12 protein-coding genes are annotated in these 20,865 nt (G+C 47.9%); 7 read left to right on the top strand and 5 right to left on the bottom strand.

Going from position 1 to position 20,865, the window contains the following annotated elements; genetic code table 11:
• Window positions 1-44 precede the first annotated feature (44 nt).
• The 6 genes from BACINT_RS22550 (at window position 45) to BACINT_RS22525 (ending at window position 13,271) form a co-directional block, all read left to right on the top strand.
• Entirely contained in the window at window positions 45-1,280 is a 1,236-nt protein-coding gene (locus BACINT_RS22550; RefSeq protein ID WP_007667615.1) for a M16 family metallopeptidase, read from the top strand.
• Entirely contained in the window at window positions 1,277-2,611 is a 1,335-nt protein-coding gene (locus tag BACINT_RS22545) for an MATE family efflux transporter (protein ID WP_007667613.1), read from the top strand. Before BACINT_RS22550 ends, BACINT_RS22545 begins: the two co-directional genes overlap by 4 nt.
• Before the next feature lie 41 nt (window positions 2,612-2,652).
• Complete coding sequence (locus BACINT_RS22540) at window positions 2,653-5,031, top strand: hybrid sensor histidine kinase/response regulator (RefSeq protein WP_007667611.1); 2,379 nt, start codon at window positions 2,653-2,655, stop codon at window positions 5,029-5,031.
• 90 nt (window positions 5,032-5,121) lie between these two features.
• On the top strand, window positions 5,122-9,756 hold the full coding sequence (locus tag BACINT_RS22535) for a translocation/assembly module TamB domain-containing protein (protein ID WP_007667609.1): 4,635 nt from the start codon (window positions 5,122-5,124) through the stop codon (window positions 9,754-9,756).
• 128 nt (window positions 9,757-9,884) lie between these two features.
• Window positions 9,885-12,233, top strand: a complete 2,349-nt coding sequence (gene tamL / locus BACINT_RS22530) for a translocation and assembly module lipoprotein TamL (RefSeq protein WP_007667607.1) — start codon at window positions 9,885-9,887, stop codon at window positions 12,231-12,233.
• A gap of 126 nt (window positions 12,234-12,359) precedes the next feature.
• Window positions 12,360-13,271, top strand: a complete 912-nt coding sequence (locus BACINT_RS22525) for a glycosyltransferase family protein (protein WP_007667604.1) — start codon at window positions 12,360-12,362, stop codon at window positions 13,269-13,271.
• 94 nt (window positions 13,272-13,365) lie between these two features.
• Here the strand turns inward: BACINT_RS22525 and BACINT_RS22520 are convergent, their stop codons facing one another.
• The 4 genes from BACINT_RS22520 to BACINT_RS22505 are packed head-to-tail and all read right to left on the bottom strand — an operon-like array spanning window position 13,366 to window position 16,723.
• Complete coding sequence (locus BACINT_RS22520; protein ID WP_007667603.1) at window positions 13,366-15,006, bottom strand: ABC transporter ATP-binding protein; 1,641 nt, start codon at window positions 15,004-15,006, stop codon at window positions 13,366-13,368.
• Between the two features lie 22 nt (window positions 15,007-15,028).
• Window positions 15,029-15,295 (bottom strand): PqqD family protein, encoded by a 267-nt coding sequence (locus BACINT_RS22515; RefSeq protein ID WP_007667602.1) that lies wholly within the window; start codon window positions 15,293-15,295, stop codon window positions 15,029-15,031.
• Window positions 15,296-15,304: 9 nt separating this feature from the next.
• The gene (locus tag BACINT_RS22510; RefSeq protein ID WP_007667601.1) at window positions 15,305-15,778 is read right to left on the bottom strand and encodes a S24/S26 family peptidase; all 474 of its coding nucleotides are present in this window, start codon (window positions 15,776-15,778) and stop codon (window positions 15,305-15,307) included.
• 9 nt (window positions 15,779-15,787) lie between these two features.
• On the bottom strand, window positions 15,788-16,723 hold the full coding sequence (locus BACINT_RS22505) for a hypothetical protein (protein WP_007667600.1): 936 nt from the start codon (window positions 16,721-16,723) through the stop codon (window positions 15,788-15,790).
• A gap of 173 nt (window positions 16,724-16,896) precedes the next feature.
• Here BACINT_RS22505 and BACINT_RS22500 point away from each other — a divergent pair, with 173 nt between their 5' ends.
• The gene (locus BACINT_RS22500) at window positions 16,897-19,254 is read left to right on the top strand and encodes a family 43 glycosylhydrolase (RefSeq protein WP_007667599.1); all 2,358 of its coding nucleotides are present in this window, start codon (window positions 16,897-16,899) and stop codon (window positions 19,252-19,254) included.
• A gap of 21 nt (window positions 19,255-19,275) precedes the next feature.
• On the opposite strand, the gene BACINT_RS22495 is transcribed toward BACINT_RS22500, so the two are convergent.
• The gene (locus tag BACINT_RS22495; protein WP_007667598.1) at window positions 19,276-20,754 is read right to left on the bottom strand and encodes a DUF3943 domain-containing protein; all 1,479 of its coding nucleotides are present in this window, start codon (window positions 20,752-20,754) and stop codon (window positions 19,276-19,278) included.
• Between the last annotated feature and the right edge of the window lie 111 nt (window positions 20,755-20,865).

Genomic DNA, 20,865 nt, shown 5'->3' with positions numbered 1-20,865 from the left:
ATCCTATCATCTTACCATCTTATCATCCTATCATTCAAAATAATATGAAGATAAATAAATATAGTCTTAATAACGGTCTGCGACTGGTGCATTACCAGGATCTCAGTACTCAGATGGTAGCACTGAACATCGTTTATGATGTAGGTGCCCGGGACGAACATCCCGAACATACCGGCTTTGCCCATTTGTTCGAACATCTGATGTTTGGTGGTTCTGTGAATATACCCGACTATGATGCTCCTTTGCAATCGGCAGGTGGCGAAAACAATGCCTGGACGAACAATGACATTACAAACTATTACCTCACTGTTCCCAAGTCGAATGTAGAGATTGGCTTCTGGCTGGAGTCCGACCGTATGATGGAATTGGCATTCAGTGAACAAAGCCTTGAAGTGCAGCGCGGTGTGGTCATGGAGGAGTTCAAACAGCGTTGTCTGAATCAGCCTTACGGAGATGTGGGACATCTTATCCGTCCGTTGGCTTATGAGGTGCATCCGTACCGCTGGCCTACCATCGGAAAGGATTTATCGCATATTGAACAAGCTACACTGGAGGAAGTGAAGTCATTCTTCTACCGCTTTTATGCACCTAATAATGCTGTACTTGCCGTTACCGGAAATATATCGTGGGAAGAAACTGTCCGATTGACAGAAAAGTGGTTTGGCCCGATTCCCCGCAGGGATGTGCCTGTGCGACAATTGCCGCAGGAACCCGTACAGACAAAGGAACGCAGGCAGGTGGTGAAACGGCCTGTCCCCCTGGATGCGCTGTTTATGGCTTATCACATGTGTAGTCGCGAGCATCCTGACTATTATGCTTTTGATATCCTTTCAGATATCCTTAGTAACGGACGTTCCAGTCGCTTGAACCGGCGGTTGGTGCAGGAACAGAAATTGTTCTCCGTCATAGACGCTTATATTTCGGGTACGCGTGATGCGGGATTGCTGCATATCAGTGGAAAGCCATCAGCCGGAGTATCACTGGAACAGGCTGAGGCCGCTGTACGCAAAGAGTTGCAGGAGTTACAGCAAGTGGCGATAGAAGAACAGGAATTGGAGAAAGTAAAGAATAAGTTTGAATCCACCCAGATATTCGGGAATATCAATTACCTGAATGTAGCCACAAATCTGGCATGGTTCGAATTGGCCGGACAGGCAGAGGATATAGACCGTGAGGTAGAACGGTATCGCGCAGTGACGGCAGAGCAGCTGAAGGCAGTTGCACAAGAGACTTTCCGTGAGGAAAACTCGGTGGTATTATATTATGAGAAAGATAAATGAATAGATTAATTGCTATATACAAGGGGCATTATAAAGCCCTCTTTTACTTAGGACTTCCCATCGTTATCGGCCAGATGGGTGTCATTGTTCTCGGATTTGCCGATACTCTGATGGTGGGACACCACAGTACGGCCGAGTTGGCTGCTGCTTCTTTCACCAATAATCTTTTTACACTTTGCATTATTTTCAGTACCGGTTTCTCTTATGGACTGACGCCTGTGGTGGGTGAGTTCTACGGTAACCGTCGTTTCATGAAGGCCGGACAAGCTTTGCGCTCAAGTCTGCTTGCCAATGTTTTGGTAGCGCTGTTGCTGACACTTATTATGACTGTCGTCTATTTCTGTGTGGAATACATGGGGCAACCCGAAGAACTGATTCCCTTGATAAAACCCTATTTCCTGATTCTGTTAGCATCCCTGGTATTTGTTATGCTATTTAATGGCTTCAAGCAATTTACGGATGGCATCACCCAAACACAGACAGCCATGTGGGTGCTTCTTGGTGGAAATGCATTGAATATCATAGGTAACTATATATTGATTTACGGAAAGTTCGGCTTTCCGGAATTGGGGTTGTTGGGCGCGGGTATCAGTACCCTGTTCTCGCGTATTGTTATGGTCATTGTTTTTGCACTGGTTGTTTTCCGTAGTCGCAGATTCTTAAGATATAAGGCGGGGTTCTTCCGTTTGGGATGGTCGAAACAAATGTTCAGGAGACTGAATGGACTTGGATGGCCGGTCGGCTTGCAGATGGGCATGGAGACGGCTTCATTCAGTCTCAGCACGATTATGGTCGGTTGGTTGGGAACCATTGCTTTGGCATCACATCAGATTATGCTTACTATTTCTCAGTTCACCTTTATGATGTTTTACGGGATGGGGGCGGCGATTGCCGTTCGTGTCAGTAACTTCAAGGGGCAGAACGATATGGTGAATGTCCGCCGTTCAGCATATGCCGGTTATCACCTCATCTTGGCAATGGCGGTGGTGCTTCTGAGTATTGTGTTTCTGTTGCGCAATCAGGTTGGGGGCTGGTTTACAGATAGCGTGGAGGTTTCTGCCATGGTATCTTCTTTGTTCCTTCCATTCCTGGTTTACCAGTTTGGTGACGGATTGCAAATCAGCTTTGCCAATGCCCTGCGTGGTATCGCAGACGTAAAACCGATGATGTTCATTGCATTTATTTCCTATTTTGTTATATCTTTGCCTGTAGGATACTTATGCGGTTTCGTGCTGGGTTGGGGTACGGTCGGCGTATGGATGGCTTTCCCATTCGGACTGACGAGTGCAGGCATTATGCTTTGGCTGCGTTTCCGTTATAAAACGAGATGAAGGAAAGTGATACTATCACCCTATCACTATAATATATAAATATGAATAATGTCTCCAAGAAGAAGATAGCTGCCGGTTATGTGGTCCTGTTGGCAGTCTTGCTTTATTCCCTGTTCTTCGTGCACCGGGAAATGGAGAATCTTATGAGCTCGGATAATAGTGATATCCTGCGTACGGATAGCCTGATAGGGCTTTTGCGGGAAAAAGATGCTAATACGGTCCGCTTGCTGCGTACGCTGAGCGAAGCTAATGACAGCATGATTTCCGCTCGGGAGGTGGAGCAGATTATAGCCGAGCAGGATACCATTATCACCCAACAGCGTGTGCAACGTCGTGTTACTGCTCGTCGTGATACCGTTGTGACTCAACCTAAGAAGAAAGGTTTCTTCCGTCGTCTGGGGGAAGTCTTCGTTCCACCACGCAAAGATTCTGCTGTTCAGGTACAAACTACCCTTGAAGTTGCTACGGATACTGTGCTTGATGCTTATAATCCTGTTGATTCACTGCACGCAAAATTACGTACCGTTGCCCAGCAAAAGAAAGCAACTAATAGTGTGATACAGCGCCGTAAGCGGACTTTGCAACGCCTTGATCATGCGCTGAGTGCCCGTATTGATAGTCTTTTGAAGGGATATGAACAGGAAACTCTGCTGCGTGCCCGTGAAGAGGCCGAGTATCAGAAAGCGGTACGACATCGTTCTGCTACGATTATTTCAGGCATTGCTGCGGGGGCTGTTGCGTTGTCCGTTATCTTTCTTGTCATGATCTGGCGGGATGTTACTCGTAGTAACCGCTATCGGCGTCAGTTGGAAGAAGCTAACCGCTTCGCCGAAGAGTTGCTTGCCTCTCGCGAAAAGCTGATGCTTGCCATTACCCACGATTTCAAAGCTCCCTTAGGTTCTATCATGGGGTATGCAGATTTGCTCTCCCGGCTCACTGTTGACGGACGGCAACGTTTCTATCTTGACAATATGAAAACCTCCTCAGAGCATCTGCTGAAACTGGTTACCGATTTGCTCGATTTTCATCGCCTCGACTTGCACAAAGCTGAGATAAACCGTGTTACTTTCCATCCTGCACGCCTGCTGGAAGAAATATACGTCAGCTTTGAACCGCTGACTTCTGCCAAAGGATTATCTTTGAAATGTGAGATAGACCCCGAACTGAAAGGAACTTTCATCAGTGACCCTTTACGCTTGCGTCAGATTGTCAATAACTTGCTTTCCAATGCAGTGAAGTTCACTTCGGAAGGTGGCATTACGCTGACTGCCAGTTTTGTGCCGAAAGGTGATCCGGCTTTCTCCGGAAATCACTTGAAGCTTTCTGTTATCGATACGGGAAAGGGAATGGAACCCGGTGACCGTGAACGTATCTTCCAGGAATTTACCCGTTTGCCGGGAGCACAGGGAGAGGAGGGATTCGGCTTGGGATTATCTATTGTCCGTATGCTGGTGCAACTGCTGGAAGGGCGTATCGAAGTGGATAGTGTGCTCGGAAAGGGGAGTACGTTTACGTTGCGGGTACCTTTGTATCCGGTGAGAGTTGGGGAAGTTGAGAGTGGAGAGTTGAGAGTTGAGAGTTCTGTGCAGCATGATAGCGCAGCCCCCTATAGCGCAGCCAACTCTCCACTCTCCACTCTCAATTCTCCACTTATTAACCTTCTTTTGATTGATGACGACCGTATTCAGCTCACTCTCACTTCTGCTATGCTTGCACAGAGTGGCATCACTTCTGTTTCTTGTCTGCAATTGGATGAACTGTTGGAAGCCCTCCGCACCGATACTTTCGATGCATTGCTTACCGATGTGCAAATGCCTGCCATGAATGGTTTCGACTTGCTGAACCTGTTGCGTGCTTCGAATATTCCGCAAGCTAAGACTATACCCGTGATTGCTGTGACTGCCCGTAGTGATATGCAACGTGAAGAGTTTCTGAAACATGGTTTTGCCGGAAGCTTGCACAAACCATTTATGGTGAATGAACTGTTGGCAGAATTGGATATTGAAAAGAGAGAAACAGGTCTTGTTACTCCACAGAATCATATAGGAACGAATGCTGTACAGACCGATAAGATTGCAACTGAAGCTGTGCCTGCTTCTGCATTAAATTTCTCTGCTCTCACTGCTTTCTCAGGTGATGATCCTGATGCGGCAAAATCTATTCTGGAAAGTTTTGTCACAGAAACACGCCTGAATGCTGATCGCTTGCGACAGGCATTAGATGTTGAAGATACAGACGGCATTGCCGCCATGGGGCATAAGATGCTTCCCTTGTTTACTTTACTGGGAGCTAACGAACTTGTTGCTTTATTGAAAGAGCTTGAAGCCTCACGCGGGGAAGTATTCAGTGAAAAGATAAAAGAGAAATCTTTCTCAGCACTCGCTCAGATTGAAGATATCGTAGTACAGGTAGAGGAATAAATAGCCTTTTTGTCTTCTACATCAACCAAATGTCGTTAGAATTTGTTTACTTTGTAACGATTTAAACACTGACTATCGATTGACGTCCTAATGAGAAGAAAATGGTTGAAATGGGTGGTGTGGATACTGCTCACCCCTATCATATTGTTTGTAATACTGATGGTATTGCTTTATATCCCTCCCGTACAGAACCTGATACGGAAGCAAGCCACTGCCATCGCATCCGAGGCAACGGGTATGGATATATCTGTTGAGCGCATCGACCTCCGCTTTCCGCTGAACCTGCTGGTACGCGGTGTGCAGGTCATTCAGCCTATACAGGCAGATAAACAAATTTCCTCTGTTCCCGGCGACTCCCTTGCCGTGAAACAGGTTTCCGATACCCTGCTGACACTGGAAAGCCTGAACGTGCGCGTGCAGGCATGGCCGCTGATACGCGGAAAAGTAGAACTGGACGAGGTTACTGTGAACGGAGTTTTCCTAAACTCTGCCGATCTTATAGAGGGTATTCGTGTACGTGGTGTGTTGGGGCGTTTCTTCCTCGAAAGTCACGGTGTAGACCTGAAGAAAGAAGATGCTATTATCAACCGCGTGGAACTGAGTGATACTCATATGCTCGTTGTGATGAACGACACTACCACTGCCGAACCGGATACCACGACTGCCGCCCTTAACTGGAAAGTGGCTTTACACAAGTTGGCATTGAAGAACGTTTCCGTTGATTTGCAAATGCCGCTGGATTCCATGCATCTTGCTGCCCGTCTGGGTGATGCAGAGGTGGATGATGCGGTTGCTGACCTGGGCGGACAGATGTACGGTCTGAAGAAATTTGAATTGAGCAGTACTACGGTTAACTATGATGCGGGTAGCCAATTGCTCAGTGCCATTAATAGCCTGATAGATACCGGTAGTCTTGCGGCTACCGATAGCACCGGTGTGAAACCTGCCCCGGGCTTTGATGCTTCGCACATTGCCTTGCGGGATATTCGCATTGGAGTGGACTCCGTGCTTTATCATGGACGGAACATAAATGCCGTTATCCGGGAATTCTCTATGAACGAGCGTTCCGGCCTGAGCATCACTTCACTGACGGGACGGGTATTTGCTGATTCCACTGTTATTCAGGTGCCTTCTTTAAAATTGCTTACCCCACACAGTGAAATGGATTTCACCGCCCAGACTTATTGGGAATTGGTAGAAATTCCCACTTCCGGACGACTCTCCGCCCGTTTCAATGCCCGCATCGGTAAGCAGGATGTAATGCTCTTTGCAGGTGACTTGCCTGATACATTCAAGGATGCATATCCTTTCCGCCCTCTTACCATCCGTGCCGGTACGGAAGGTAACTTCAAGCAGATGCAGATTTCCCGCTTCAATATCGACCTGCCGGGTGCTTTCACCTTGAATGGTGGTGGTGAGATTTGGAACCTCACCGACAGTTTGACGCGCAACGGAAGCATTGACTTTGATATCCGGACACAGAATCTGAATTTCCTTACCGGATTGACAGGTGTCACCCCCGACGGTTCTATTGTTGTGCCGGACAGTATGCACCTTGCTGCGCGACTTGGTTTGGATGGCCCCAATTATGATGCCAGCCTGAAATTGAAAGAACGCGAAGGGCTGTTGAATCTGCTGGCTCGTTACAACACTTCTACCGAAGCCTATCAGGCAGACCTTCATGTGGATGCCTTGCAAGTGCACCACTTCTTGCCTAAAGATTCTATCTATACACTTTCGGCTAAGATTGCCGCCAAAGGAAAAGGATTCGATCCCGCCAATCACCGTACCGTGGCTGCTGTACAAGCTTCTCTCGGTGAATTACAATACGGACACTGGAATATCTCCGGCATCGACCTGACAGCCGGATTGAAATCCACTCTTGCCACTGTACACATGACGAGCGACAATGCCCTGCTGAAGATGCAGGCGGATGCGGATATGCGTCTTGACCGTAAATACCTGGATGGCAAGGTGGCTATGAATGTGGAGAATGTCGGTCTGCATGAGTTAGGTATTTCTCCTAAACCATTGAAGCATCCTTTCGCTTTCACTCTCGGTGCCGAAGCACGCCATGACTCTATCAAGATGAACATGGATGCAGGCGACCTCGACTTTCAGTTCCGTGCCCGCAGTACCTTGCAGAAACTGATGGATCAAGGTACTGTCTTTGCCACACTTCTTACCCGGCAGATAGAATTGAAGCAACTCGACCATGCAGAATTACGGAAAGCACTGCCTTCAGCCGGTATGCAACTGAAAGCCGGTAAGCAGAATCCTGTCAGTTATTTCCTGGCAACCAAGGATATTTCTTTTGATGACTTTATATTGCGTTTTGGCGCCACACCCCGACGTGGTATCAACGGGCGAACTGCTATACATGGTCTGCGTATGGACTCCTTACAACTGGATACCATTTTCTTTGCTATCAGCCAGGACACTGCACGCATGAAGTTGCAGGGGGGTGTTATAAATGGACCAAAGAACCCTCAGTTTGTCTTCCGCAGTACACTGACGGGTGAAATCCGTAATGAAGATGCCGAACTTACCCTGAATTATGTGGATGCGAAGGGAGATACCGGACTCGATCTGGGTATCAATGCCCGTCCTTTGATAGAGGGCCGGGGTAGGGGTAATGGTATTGCCTTCCGCCTGACACCTGCCGAGCCTATCATTGCTTTCCAGAAGTTCCACTTTGTAGATAACAGCGACTGGATTTATCTGCACAAGAATATGCGCGTCTACGCTAATGTCGACATGGACAGTGAGGACGGACTCTGCTTCCGTATGCAGTCCGACCGGTCTGACACTGTCTCTTTACAGAATATAAATCTGGAATTAATCCGTTTCCGCTTGGATAAACTAAGTGGCATTCTGCCTTATATGCCCCGTATCACGGGACTTTTCTCTGCGGAAGCAAACTATATACAAACAGCAACCTCCCTGCAAGTTTCCGCTGAAGCCGGTGTGGAAAAGCTGACTTACGAACGCCAGCCGGTAGGTAACATCGGACTGGGCGCCACATGGCTTCCGGGTGATAAAGGCACGCACTATCTGAATGCCTATTTCCGGTCGGGAGATCAGGAGGTGCTGACTGCCGATGCCGTATTAACTCAGAAGAACGGACGTGATTCGCTTGAAGTCAACACCACTTTCGAGCATTTCCCGCTTTCCCTTGCCAATGCCTTTATGCCCGATCAGGTCGTTACTTTCACAGGTGACATTGACGGTGGACTTTATATCAATGGAGATATGGAGAAACCAAAGATGAGCGGCGATCTTTCATTAGACAGTGTCTCTGTCTACGCCCGTCAGGCAGGTGCTCGCTACTGGTTCGACAATCGTCCGTTGAAGATAGAGAATAACCAGCTTATATTTAATAAGTTTGCTATATATACCACCAGTCGTAACCCCTTCACGATAGACGGAAACGTGGACTTCCGGAATATGGACCGACCGACAGCAAACCTGACCTTGCGTGCACAGAATTATACTCTGCTCGATGCACCCCGCACACGCGAGAGTATGCTTTACGGTAAAATCTTCGTGGACCTGAACGCTACCGTACGCGGTCCGCTGGATGGACTGACCATGCGCGGAAACATGAATCTGCTGGGTAATACGGATGTAACCTATGTGCTGACCGATTCGCCCTTGACAGTAGAAGACCGTTTGGGTGAACTCGTTACATTCACTTCCTTTACGGATACTACTTCGGTACAGGCAACGGAAGTTCCCACTATGTCGCTTGGCGGTATGGACATGTTGATGTCTGTGCATATTGATGATGCCGTACGCTTACGTGCCGATCTCAGCCCTGACCGCAGCAGCCGTGTGGAATTGGAAGGTGGAGGTGACCTGAATCTGCAATATACTCCGCAAGGCGATCTCACATTGTCCGGTCGCTATACGCTGATCGGTGGTATGATGAAATATGCCCTGCCCGTTATTCCTCTGAAAGAGTTCCAGTTTGTCAACGGAAGCTATGTGGACTGGACGGGTAATCCGATGAACCCTTCGCTCAACCTGACTGCTACGGAGCGTGTCCGCGCTTCCGTATCCGATGGTGATGACGGTGGTTCGCGTATGGTGAACTTCGACGTTTCCATCAGCATCAAGAATCGTTTGGAGAACCCTGATTTGAGTTTTAATCTGAGTGCCCCTGAAGATGCCACTGTGCAGGGTGAGCTGGCAGGAATGAGCGCCGATGAACGAAGCAAGCAGGCCATCACCATGCTTGCCACCGGTATGTATCTTTATAACAGCGGAAAAGGTGGTGGTTTAACCATGGGTTCCGCACTGAACAGTGTGCTGCAAAGCCAGATTAATTCACTGACCGGGAACCTGAAGAATGCTTCCCTCAGTGTGGGTATTGAAGACCGTACTGCCGCCGAAACGGGCGATAAACAGACGGACTACAGTTTCCGCTATTCGCAGCGTTTCTTCAATGATCGTGTACAGATCATTATCGGTGGAAAAGTGTCCAGTGGCGCCAATGCAACGAATGACGTAGAATCGTTCATCGATAATATTTCTTTGGAATATCGTCTGGATAATAGTGGTACACGCTATGTCCGCGTATTCCACAACAAGAACTATGAAAGTGTGCTCGACGGTGAGATAACCGAGACAGGTGTCGGCCTTGTGCTTCGCCGGAAAATGGACCGCCTGAGTGAGCTGTTCATATTCAAGAGAAAGAAGAAAGTAGAACCTGTAAGCGAATAGTGTAAAAGAAATAGCAATAGTATGATGCCTCTCGAATCATTCTCAGTTCTCCTCCTCCCGGGAGGAGGAGTACCCGAAGGGGGAGGTGGTAGGCACATACATAAATTCTTAATACATAGAAGAATAAAATGAAGAAACTTGTATATATACTCCTTGCAACCCTGCTTCTGGCAGCCTGCTCCACTACTAAGCACCTGCCTGAAGGCGAAGTGCTCTACACCGGTCAGAAGCCGATGATTGTAGAGAACCGCTCCGATACCAAGGTAGGCGAGACCGCTATGGAAGAAGTGGAAGCCGCCCTTGCCAAAGCCCCCAATAACTCTCTGCTCGGTAGTTCCGAATACCGCATTCCTTTCCCTTTCGGACTGTGGGTGTACAATGGTTTTGGAAAGTACAAGAAAGGTTTCGGAAAGTGGATATTCAACCGCTTTGCCGCTACTCCCGTGCTCATATCCTCCGTTAATCCGGACATCCGACAGAAAGTAGCGACAAATATCCTGCACGATTATGGGTACTTTAATGGTACAGTAAGCTATCAAACTTTCGTTAATCCCAAGGACAGTCTGAAAGCCAAGTTGCAATATACGGTCGATATGCGCAACCCGTACTTTATTGATACCGTTTATTATAGGGGATTCAACAGTACCACCATGCAGATTATCAACCTCGGTCGCCGTCGCTCCCTGATCAGCCCGGGTGAACAGTTCAATGTTACCGATCTTGATGGTGAGCGTACCCGCATCAGCGGCCTGCTGCGTAATATGGGGTATTACTATTTTCGCCCTGACTATCTGACTTACCAGGCTGATACAACCCTCGTTCCCGGTGGGCACGTCAGCCTGCGCATGATCCCCGTTCCCGGTATGCCGAAGGATGCCGAACGTCCTTTCTTCGTAGGTAAAACCAATTTCTACCTCCAAGGGCCACAAGGACAAATGCCCAATGACAGTCTCTACTACAAGACTTTTTGGATACACTATTACGATAAACTGAAGATACGTCCCAATATGCTTCACCGTTGGCTGAACTACCAAGGTTATCAACGGAAACGGCAGGAACTGGACAAGGGAGGTATGCGCCGTCGTCCGGAAAAGTTGTATAGCCAGTATCGGCAAACACGTATCCAGGAGCGTCTGGCAAGTGTAGGTATTTTCCGTTATCTGGAGATGCAGTACACGCCCCGCGATACGGCGCTCGTTTCCGATACGTTGGACGTGAATATCCGTGCTATGCTGGATAAACCGTATGATGCTGAACTGGACTTCAATGTTACGATGAAAAGTAATAACCAGACCGGCCCCGGTGCCGCCTTCACCGTAACGAAGAACAACGTCTTCGGCGGTGGTGAAACCTGGAATGTGAAAGTAAACGGCTCTTATGAATGGCAGACGGGTAAGAACAGCAGTTCGCTGATGAATAGTTACGAGTTGGGCTTATCTTCTGCACTTACCTTTCCGCGTATCGTCTTTCCCCGGATGGGTACCAAGGAATATGACTTCCCGGCTTCCACTACCTTCCGTGTCTATATAGACCAGATGAACCGTGCCAAGTACTATAAACTGCTTGCGTTCGGTGGAAACGTTACGTATGACTTTCAGCCTGTGCCTACCCGGAAACACAGTATCACGCCCTTCCAATTGACATTTAACGTGTTGCGTAATCCGACTGCGGCTTTTGAGGAAATACAAGCTCAGAATCCGGCCCTTTACATCAGCCTCCGTAATCAGTTTATTCCTAAAATGGAATATACATACACTTATGATAATGCTTCTCTCCGCACAGTCCGTAACCCCATTTGGTGGCAGACTACATTCGGCTCTGCCGGTAACCTGACCTCTTTGGTTTACAAGGCATTCGGACAGTCGTTCAGCAAAGAAGATAAGAAACTGCTGGGAGTTCCTTTCGCACAATTCCTGAAGCTGAATTCGGAGTTCCGTTATCATTACAGGATAGATAAGAACCAGATGATTGCTTCCCGTATTGCAGGAGGATTTATCTGGTCCTATGGAAATGCGACGACTGCACCATATACCGAACAGTTCTACATAGGTGGTGCCAACAGTATCCGTGCCTATTCTGCACGCAGTATCGGCCCCGGTGGCTATCCACCCGATAAAGAGAAAAAGTATTCCTATATCAACCATGTGGGTGATATCCGTATGGAAGCAAACGTGGAATATCGTTTCCGTATTCTCGGCGATCTGCACGGAGCTGTCTTCCTCGATGCAGGTAATGTCTGGTTGATGCGTAAGGATGAAAACCGTCCCAATGGGCAACTGACGTTGAAGAATTTCCCGAAACAAGTTGCTTTGGGCACAGGTGCCGGTCTGCGCTACGACCTGGATTTCCTTGTATTCCGTTTCGACTGGGGTGTGGCACTGCATGATCCGTATGATACAGGAAAAAAGGGATATTATAATATTCCGAAGTTTAAAGATGGTATGGCATGGCATTTTGCTATCGGCTATCCATTCTAACGGTGAGTTTTGTACGATAGAGCTAAAATATGAATCAATTGTCTACCTCTCTTGACTTTATTTTTTGTAATTTTGCCCCCGTAATCAAAACAAGGATACACTAACCTTTTTAAATAATAACTAAGTATGAAACCAACTTTATTCTTATTGGCAGCCGGAATGGGCAGCCGTTACGGTGGCTTGAAGCAATTGGACGGACTGGGTCCGAATGGCGAAACTATTATGGACTATTCAATTTATGACGCCATTAACGCCGGATTTGGTAAGCTCGTTTTCGTAATCCGTAAGGATTTTGAGAAAGACTTCCGTGATAAAATTATTTCAAAATATGAAGGTCATATCCCGTGTGAACTGGTGTTCCAGTCTATCGACGATCTGCCCGAAGGCTTCACTTGTCCCGAAGGTCGTACGAAACCCTGGGGAACCAACCATGCCGTAATGATGGGTGCTGATGTAATTCAGGAACCGTTTGCTGTTATTAATTGCGACGACTTCTATGGTCGTGACTCTTTCCAGGTAATGGGTAAATTCCTCTCTGCACTGCCCGAAGGTTCAAAGAATGTATATTCAATGGTAGGTTTCCGCATTGGCAATACACTAAGCGATAGCGGTACTGTATCTCGTGGTCTTTGCGGTACGGATGCCAACAACCTGCTGACTTCTGTTGTAGAACGCACTAAGATCCAGCGTATGGATGGCGAAGTGAAATACATTGACGATAATGGCGAATGGGCAGCTACCCCCGAAACTACTCCGGTAAGTATGAACTTCTGGGGCTTTACTCCTGATTACTTTGCATACAGCTTCGATTTCTTCAAGAGCTTCCTGAGCGATCCGAAGAATATGGAGAACTTGAAAAGTGAATTCTTCATCCCGTTGATGGTAGATAAATTGATTCAGGACGGTGTTGCTACATGCGAGGTTCTTGATACTACAAGCAAATGGTTTGGCGTGACTTATCCTGAAGATCGCCAAAGCGTTGTAGATAAAATCCAGGCTTTAGTGGATGCAGGTGAATACCCTGCCAAGCTGTTCTAAGTCCGGGAACTTTGCGAAAGCAAATTTAGAATTAGAAATAGAAGGGAGTTATCGTAAGATGATTCCCTTTTTTAATTTCACGGCAATGTATCTTTTAAAGTTGTATCGTAGCTTCGCAAGCCTCGGCTACTGCCGGATGATGTGTGATGAAGATGAATGTCTTGCCTGTGCAGTCTCTGCGCAGGTTTTTAATTAATTGTCGTTCCGTTTCGGGATCAAGGGCAGAGGTGGCTTCATCCAACAGCAGGATGTGTCCGGGACGGAGGAGGGTGCGGGCGATGGCGATACGCTGGGCTTGTCCTTCGCTGAGGCCGCCACCTTGTTCATTGAGATTGGCATCTATTCCATCTGGTAGAGAGAGGACGAAGTCGGCACAGGCGGTGCGGAGAGCCTGGAGCATTTCGGCTTCAGTGGCATGAGGATTACCCATTAGCAGGTTGTCACGAATGGTACCGCTGAAGAGAGTGTTTCCCTGGGGAACATAGACGAAGTTGGAACGGGTTTGAGGGGAAACTTCAAGAGTTGAGAGTGAAGATTGTGTTATGTTTGCAGGTGAAAGGGTAATACTTCCTTCTTGCGGGTCAGCGAGTGCGAGAAGCAACCGGATCAGGGTGGTTTTTCCGGCGCCAGTTTCACCTAATACGGCAGTACAGCTTCCGGCAGGGAAGTTGCAGGAGAAGTGATTTAGTATAGGGCGGTCACCTGTTGAATAACTGAATGTGACATCTTTCAATTGTAAATCCGGGGTTTGGAGGAATAGTTGTGATGCTCCGCTTGTTTCAGCGGGAAGTTCTTCCAGTTCTATCAATCGCTCTACAGCGGTGAGGGCATTGATAAAGGAAGGTAGCAGGCGTGAAAGATCGAGTGCAGGCCGTTGTACTTTTCCTACCAGTTGCAGGAAGGCAGTCATTGTTCCGAAGGTGATACTGCCTGTGCTGAGGCGCACAGCACCCCAAAGAAATGCTGTAAGATAGCCGCCGGAGAACGCAAATGCCACCAGCATACGTGCAGAGAGTGAAAAGCGGGTACGACCGAATATCTGACTACGGAGTACATCTTGCAGGTCATCCAGCTTTCCGATATGCCGGTCGCCTTGTTCCAGGGTTTTGATGACGGTGCGGTGTTGCAGGCTTTCTTGTATAACGGATTGGATGCGGCTGTCGCTCTGCCGGATTTCACGGGTGTAGCGACGCATTCGTTTCATATAGAAGCGGCTACCTAATAGGAAGATAGGTAGAATACCTACCACTACCCAGGGCAGGGACGGATCGAGAAAGCAGAAGAATACAAATGCGGCTATCAACTGAACGATGGTAACTATGAAAGCAGGGATTGTGCTGGTCAGTAACTCCACGATGGAAGCAGTATCCTGTTCCACCCGGTTTACGATGTCGCCGGTGTGAAAGCGTTCCAATTCGTTCCAACGGCTTTGTAATAGACGGGAGAAGAGGCGATGGCGCAGTGCATTTCCTGTTTCCACTTGCATACGGGTACTGAGCCAGGTATCGACGGCTCCACACAGAAGTTGAGCGATTAACAAAGCAATGGTAAGGATGGCGGCATTGGTCAGGCTTCCGATGGCGGTGCCTGTGGCAATGTCGATGACGACCTTGGAGGCATAAATAAAGACAAGAGAGACCGCTACCCCAATGATGCCTGTGAGGCAGGAGAGGAGAATACGTCCCCGTTGTCCACGAGATACTTCCCAGATGTACTTTATTTGCTTTGTCTTCATAATGAATCAGCTTGTAACTCATTTACTTTATGATTCCGGCTTCCAGCCAATTCTTTATCAGTTGTTCTGCATCCCGCTTTGCGGTTTCAGAGTCTACTTCATAATTTTCCATAAGGAAGTCGGTAAGGGTGTCGGCATTGAAATCCATTCCTTCCACATGTTTCCAAAGATGGGCTGCTGTAGAGTTCAGACTAATGATGTTATTGAAATCCACATTTTGAGTGCCGTTGTACATGATGATGTATTCGTCACCAATCTGATGTAAAGTAAATCCGTCCTTGATTTTCATAGTTCGTACTTATTGGGTTGTTACTCTTCTGATTCTTCTGAATATCGCCAGTAACCATCGCCTTACAGGGGTTAGTTTCAGCCACCAGAAAGAATAGCGCTGCCAGATACGGCCATTGCACGGATATTCTTTTTCTTTACGGATGGCGGCAATCATTATTCCCATGACATCGTCTACGCTCGTTTGTTCGGTTATCCGTATATTACCGTCGCCTTGCAGTGTTAGCTCTTTGCCGTTGCGGCGGGTGATGCGGTGGAAAACGATACGTCCGTTCGTATCTCTGGCGAGTACGACCGTATTCAGATGCAGATCGTTATCGGTAAAAGGACCTAAAACAATGCGGTCGCGACGATCCACAAGAAATGGGTTCATACTATTTCCTCTGACTGTCAGGGTTACGGTATGTCCTTCGCTGATGAGGCGTGCTACTTCGGGTAACAGTACCTCGTTGGGGATGATTCTTTTTCGTCCGTTATCTATCATAATGTTGGTTTAGCTTGTAGCTTGTTGCTTAATTGTATTAAAACAAACCTCCGCCGCCTCCCTGTCCGGCAAGCATTTCAGAAAATACACCGGAGTATGGGCCGCAAGATATTTCACTGTCTCGATGACACCATTATTCAATTCTCTCACTTCCTTCAGATTAGAGCACGACGGCAATAGCGATGCGAATGCCCGTGCCGGACTCTCCCGCTGAATCTCATTCATCGGCGCCTGTTCCAATCGTACAAATGCCCCTACAGGAACAGAATCATTCTTGTAGCAAGGCGTCTTTCCGCTCCAGGGTGAACCGTAAACTGTGGCTTCCCCTGTTTTCCGGTTGAAGTGTACGATGGGATTATCGTCGTTCAGCAGTTCACAGCCGGGGATATGTTTTAGCCACAACCCGCTGTGCGTACTCTTTCCCGTTCCGCTTTTGCCTTGGAAGAGATATCCCTTTCCATCTTTCTTTATGACGGAAGCGTGCATTAATACAGTATCGGAACAAGCTGTATTGAAAGCATAAATCATCATTAGGATATTGTTGAGCACAAATGCATCCGCTTCTGTTGCGTGCAGGAAAAGGATACCTTTGGTAAATCCGTAGAAGAAATAAGCTGTGTACTCTTTTGGATCGTTGGGAGCGAGGATAGTAATGAGATAAGAGTCCGTATCCGGGATCACGCTGATCCTGCACGTGGCACTTTCCCATTCGAACTCGATGAGTGAGCGATATTTTGCATGGTCTTCTTCTTGGGTTTCACTCTCCGGCTGGATGGCAAGTGAAAATGCTATTTTGAGTTCTTTCTCTTTGTATGTATCTAAAGATAACAGGAAAGGTTTCAGGGAGGGAATCAACTCTTCCGTTTTCCAGTGTGGAATGGTGGAGGAAGTACCGAATAGATGAGGCCCTACTTGATATACCTGTGCGTTACGCTCTCCTTTCATAATCTATAATATTTGATGTACCGGTGTAAAGGTAGAGGAATTCTTCTGATTGGACAACTGAATTTTACACAATATTACAGGTTTCGGTTCATTTCTCCAGTCTTTTTCGTTTCGGTATGTTCCGGAGATGCTATATCTTTGTAGGCAATGAAATTATTAATCTTGAATAAACCATGAAAACTGTACTTATCTGGTTGGCTTTATGCTTCGGCACCCTGATGACCACTTGTGCCAATGGAACGGCTTACCTTTTTTCTTATTTCATCAATGACAGCAGAGACGGACTGCATCTGGCTTATAGTTACGATGGCCTGAACTGGACCGCCCTGAATGGTGGCAAGTCATACCTGCTCCCTGTCGTGGGGAAAGATAAACTGATGCGTGATCCGAGTATTTGCCAGGCACCCGACGGCACCTTTCACATGGTCTGGACTTCCAGTTGGACCGACCGGATTATCGGTTATGCCTCTTCCCGCGATCTGATTCATTGGAGCGAGCAGCGAGTCATCCCCGTCATGATGCACGAACCGACTGCCCACAATTGCTGGGCGCCCGAACTTTTCTACAATGAACCGTCGCAGACATATTATATATTCTGGGCAACTACCATTCCCGGCCGTCATAAAGAAGTAGCAACCAGTGAGAGTGAGAAAGGGTTGAATCATCGCATGTACTACGTAACTACGAAAGATTTCCAGACCTTCTCGAAGACCAAAATGTTTTTCAATCCCGATTTCAGTGTCATTGATGCTGCCATCGTGAAAGACCCGAAGAATGAGGACCTGATTATGGTGGTGAAGAATGAAAACTCCAATCCGCCGGAGAAAAATCTCCGCATTACCCGTACCAGAAATTTGTCGAAAGGATTCCCCACTAAAGTTTCTCCTTCTATCACCGGAAACTATTGGGCAGAAGGACCTGCCCCCTTGTTTGTGGGTGATACACTCTATGTTTATTTCGATAAATACCGTGACCACCGTTACGGTGCAGTCCGTTCACTGGATCATGGCGAGACTTGGGAAGATGTGTCCGATCTGGTTTCATTCCCCCGTGGCATCCGTCATGGGACGGCTTTTGCTGTGGATGCTTCCGTTGTGGAAACTTTGATAGCAAATCGTAATTATAATCCTCTGATTCCCGATAATCTGGCTGACCCTTCACTTTCTAAGTTTGGCGATACCTACTACCTCTATGCTACTACTGACCTGGACTATGGTCTCGGTCGTGCCGGAACGCCGGTAGTGTGGAAGTCGAAAGATTTTGTGAACTGGAGCTTCGAAGGCTCGCACATCCAGGGCTTCGACTGGGCGAAAGGCTATGATTGGGTGAATGACAAAGGAGAGAAGAAAACTGGTTATTTCCGTTATTGGGCTCCCGGAAAGGTGATTGAGCAGAACGGTACTTACTACCTCTACGTCACCTTTGTGAAACCGGATGAAAAGATGGGTACGTATGTCATGATAGCTGATCGTCCGGACGGTCCTTTTCGTTTTGCTGAAGGTAACGGGCTTTTTGCTCCGGGAGTGGAAGGTGTGGATAGTCCGTTTATCGTAAATGACATTGACGGGGAACCTTTTATAGATGACGATGGCAATGGTTATCTCTTCTGGCGCCGTCGGTTGGCTGCCCGTCTTTCTGCGGACAGGCTTCATATAGAAGGTGAGCCGCTGACTATGCAGACTGCCCGTCAGGGATATTCCGAGGGTCCGTTGATGTTTAAGCGGAAAGGTATCTATTATTATGTATATACGTTGAGTGGAAATCAGAACTATGTCAATGCTTATATGATGAGCCGTGAATCTCCGCTTAGTGGCTTCGTCAAGCCGGAAGGTAATGATATCTTCCTTTTCTCCGCTCCCGAAAACCAGGTTTGGGGACCCGGTCACGGGAATATCTTCTATGACGAAAAGACGGATGAATACATCTTTCTCTATTTGGAATATGGCGATGGTGGAACTACCCGCCAGGTATATGCCAACCGGATGGAATTTAATGAAGATGGAACCATCAAGACCTTAGTGCCCGATATGCGTGGCGTAGGCTATCTGTCCGCGCCTCAGGAGACACGCCGGAACTTGGCGTTGCAGGCTGACTTCCGGGCTTCCAGTGAGAAAGCTCCCCGTACGGCGGTGGTAGACATCGAGACACAACCGAATGATCCTCTGCCGGAGAAAGCCTCGGTGAAGAAATATACCCGTACACATACTTATCAGGCTGCCCATGTAGGCGATGAATCGAACGGAACCCGCTGGATGGCTGCCGTCACGGATAGCAGTCCGTACATTACGGTGGATTTGAAAGAGATGCGCAACGTTGGCGAATGCCAGTTCTATTTCACCAAGCCCACAGAAGGGCATACATGGAGACTGGAAAAGTCTGTCGATGGCAAGCATTGGCAGGTGTGTGCCGAAGAAAAGAAACTTCAGGCACGGTCTCCCCATGTGGCTAAGGGTATTGGCGAGGCACGTTATCTCCGCTTACATATTCTGCGGGGAGATGCGGGGATGTGGGAATGGAAAATATATGAGTAAGGCAATGGTGATGCCTCTCTATCAATATTTATAAGTCAGCATAATACGCCCTTCCGAAGTATTGGAAAAGACATTGGCGTGATACCTGTATTTGGTATCGCGGGTGTAGTTCATAAATGTGCTGGTGAGGTACAGTTGCTTCCGCAATTTCAGGTCCAGCCGGAGGCCGACTGCATGGAGAATGGCCCTCGAACGGTCGCCCTGTGCATTGAGTGTCTTCGGTTCCACTTCGTCCCAGTTGATGTCTTGGGGATACCCTTTCCAGGTGAACATGTGGTAGACTTCGTAGATGGTGGATATGGCAAGACGGTCCTTGTAGGTAAAGTTAAAGTTGAGCTTGCTGCTGTAGCCGCTGGCCAGGTTGTAGATGCGTTCGTCCACTTGATAATAGTCGCTGAGGGCACCTCCCAGAAGGATGGCGTTGAGGTAGGCGTAACCGTCTATTCCCCAATTTCGTTTGAGGTTTCTTTTGTAGATGAGGCCGCCGCCCACAGAAGCGGGTGTACAGAATTTATAAGGTACTTTTGCCGATACTGCTGATATCGTGTCCGAATCGTAGTAATCGAAGTGCTGGTACAGCCCAAGGCTGAGGTAGTGCTTCTCATTGTTCACTAACTCTTTGGCTACCAGTCGGCCAATGATGTTTATCTGTCCCAGGACCGGTTGATCTTTCTGCCAGTTCAGGGTCGCCTGGATGGAGAAATAGTCATAGGGTTTGGTATCTTCCGCATCGAAGCGGTCGCCGTATTCGACGTTGATTTCGGAGGCCAGACCCACACCTTTGTCCAGAATCTCGTCTTTCAGTTCTAGGGTACGTATGCCCAGAGATACATCCACACTTACATCAGGTACCCCGAATTGTTTGCCCGAAGTGGAACGTCGCTTCCAGGCATCTCCGTTGATAATACGGGTCAAGCCGCGCATGGGGGACACTAGGAACCCGGCAAACTCTAGTCCAAAGCGTGACCAGCCGATTTTCCGGTCGTCGAGGATGAGGTCGGAAACCCTGTAGGTCACTTCGCCTAGGGCCATACCACCAATGGGGGTGGCAATGATGTCGTTGGTAGAGGGGTACTCGTTTTCCATAAACATCTCCCACATGAAGCTGCCGCCGAAGGCAAAGAGCCCGGACTGCCAGAAATTGTATCCGTTGGATCGGGCTGAGCTGAAGTACAGGCTACCGTGGTAGGGGTGCATGAACATATTGGTAGCCATGGCGTCATTGTCCCACACGAAACCATGCTTGAGGTTGTCCTTGATGGTACGCCCATTGATGTAGGCAAAGTCAGCCTTACGGATATAGCGGTCGAAAGCCCAGACTCCCATATTGATGCCGAAGACCATGGTGCCCGCCTGAAGCCCCCTTTTGTGGGAGTAATAGTCTATATCGAGCGAGTCGGCAGGTTTTGGAGTGGCTAACCGGTGGCGAATGGCGAGTTGCGGATAAGCCACATCAATGGCTATCAGGAAGGCGAACAGAGTCAGCAGTAACTTTTTCATGATGCAAACATAGGGATTATTATCAAATGCACGTAGTTGTATTTTTCGTAAAAAGTCTCTATAACTTCTTATTTAACTCGTTTGCAGCATAAAAGGTTTGCGATAGGGACA

The organism is Bacteroides intestinalis DSM 17393, from assembly GCF_000172175.1.
GTDB classification, from domain to species: domain Bacteria; phylum Bacteroidota; class Bacteroidia; order Bacteroidales; family Bacteroidaceae; genus Bacteroides; species Bacteroides intestinalis.
Note: the sequence above shows the minus strand (reverse complement) of the source record. Positions and strands in the feature narration are given on the sequence as shown.

Bases quoted from the DNA above. Each gene is read 5' to 3' on its own strand.
- BACINT_RS22550 (WP_007667615.1), top strand. From the start codon at position 45: ATGAAGATAAATAAATATAGTCTTAATAACGGTCTGCGACTGGTGCAT.
- BACINT_RS22545 (WP_007667613.1), top strand. From the start codon at position 1,277: ATGAATAGATTAATTGCTATATACAAGGGGCATTATAAAGCCCTCTTT.
- BACINT_RS22540 (WP_007667611.1), top strand. From the start codon at position 2,653: ATGAATAATGTCTCCAAGAAGAAGATAGCTGCCGGTTATGTGGTCCTG.
- BACINT_RS22535 (WP_007667609.1), top strand. From the start codon at position 5,122: ATGAGAAGAAAATGGTTGAAATGGGTGGTGTGGATACTGCTCACCCCT.
- tamL (WP_007667607.1), top strand. From the start codon at position 9,885: ATGAAGAAACTTGTATATATACTCCTTGCAACCCTGCTTCTGGCAGCC.
- BACINT_RS22525 (WP_007667604.1), top strand. From the start codon at position 12,360: ATGAAACCAACTTTATTCTTATTGGCAGCCGGAATGGGCAGCCGTTAC.
- BACINT_RS22520 (WP_007667603.1), bottom strand. From the start codon at position 15,006: ATGAAGACAAAGCAAATAAAGTACATCTGGGAAGTATCTCGTGGACAA.
- BACINT_RS22515 (WP_007667602.1), bottom strand. From the start codon at position 15,295: ATGAAAATCAAGGACGGATTTACTTTACATCAGATTGGTGACGAATAC.
- BACINT_RS22510 (WP_007667601.1), bottom strand. From the start codon at position 15,778: ATGATAGATAACGGACGAAAAAGAATCATCCCCAACGAGGTACTGTTA.
- BACINT_RS22505 (WP_007667600.1), bottom strand. From the start codon at position 16,723: ATGAAAGGAGAGCGTAACGCACAGGTATATCAAGTAGGGCCTCATCTA.
- BACINT_RS22500 (WP_007667599.1), top strand. From the start codon at position 16,897: ATGAAAACTGTACTTATCTGGTTGGCTTTATGCTTCGGCACCCTGATG.
- BACINT_RS22495 (WP_007667598.1), bottom strand. From the start codon at position 20,754: ATGAAAAAGTTACTGCTGACTCTGTTCGCCTTCCTGATAGCCATTGAT.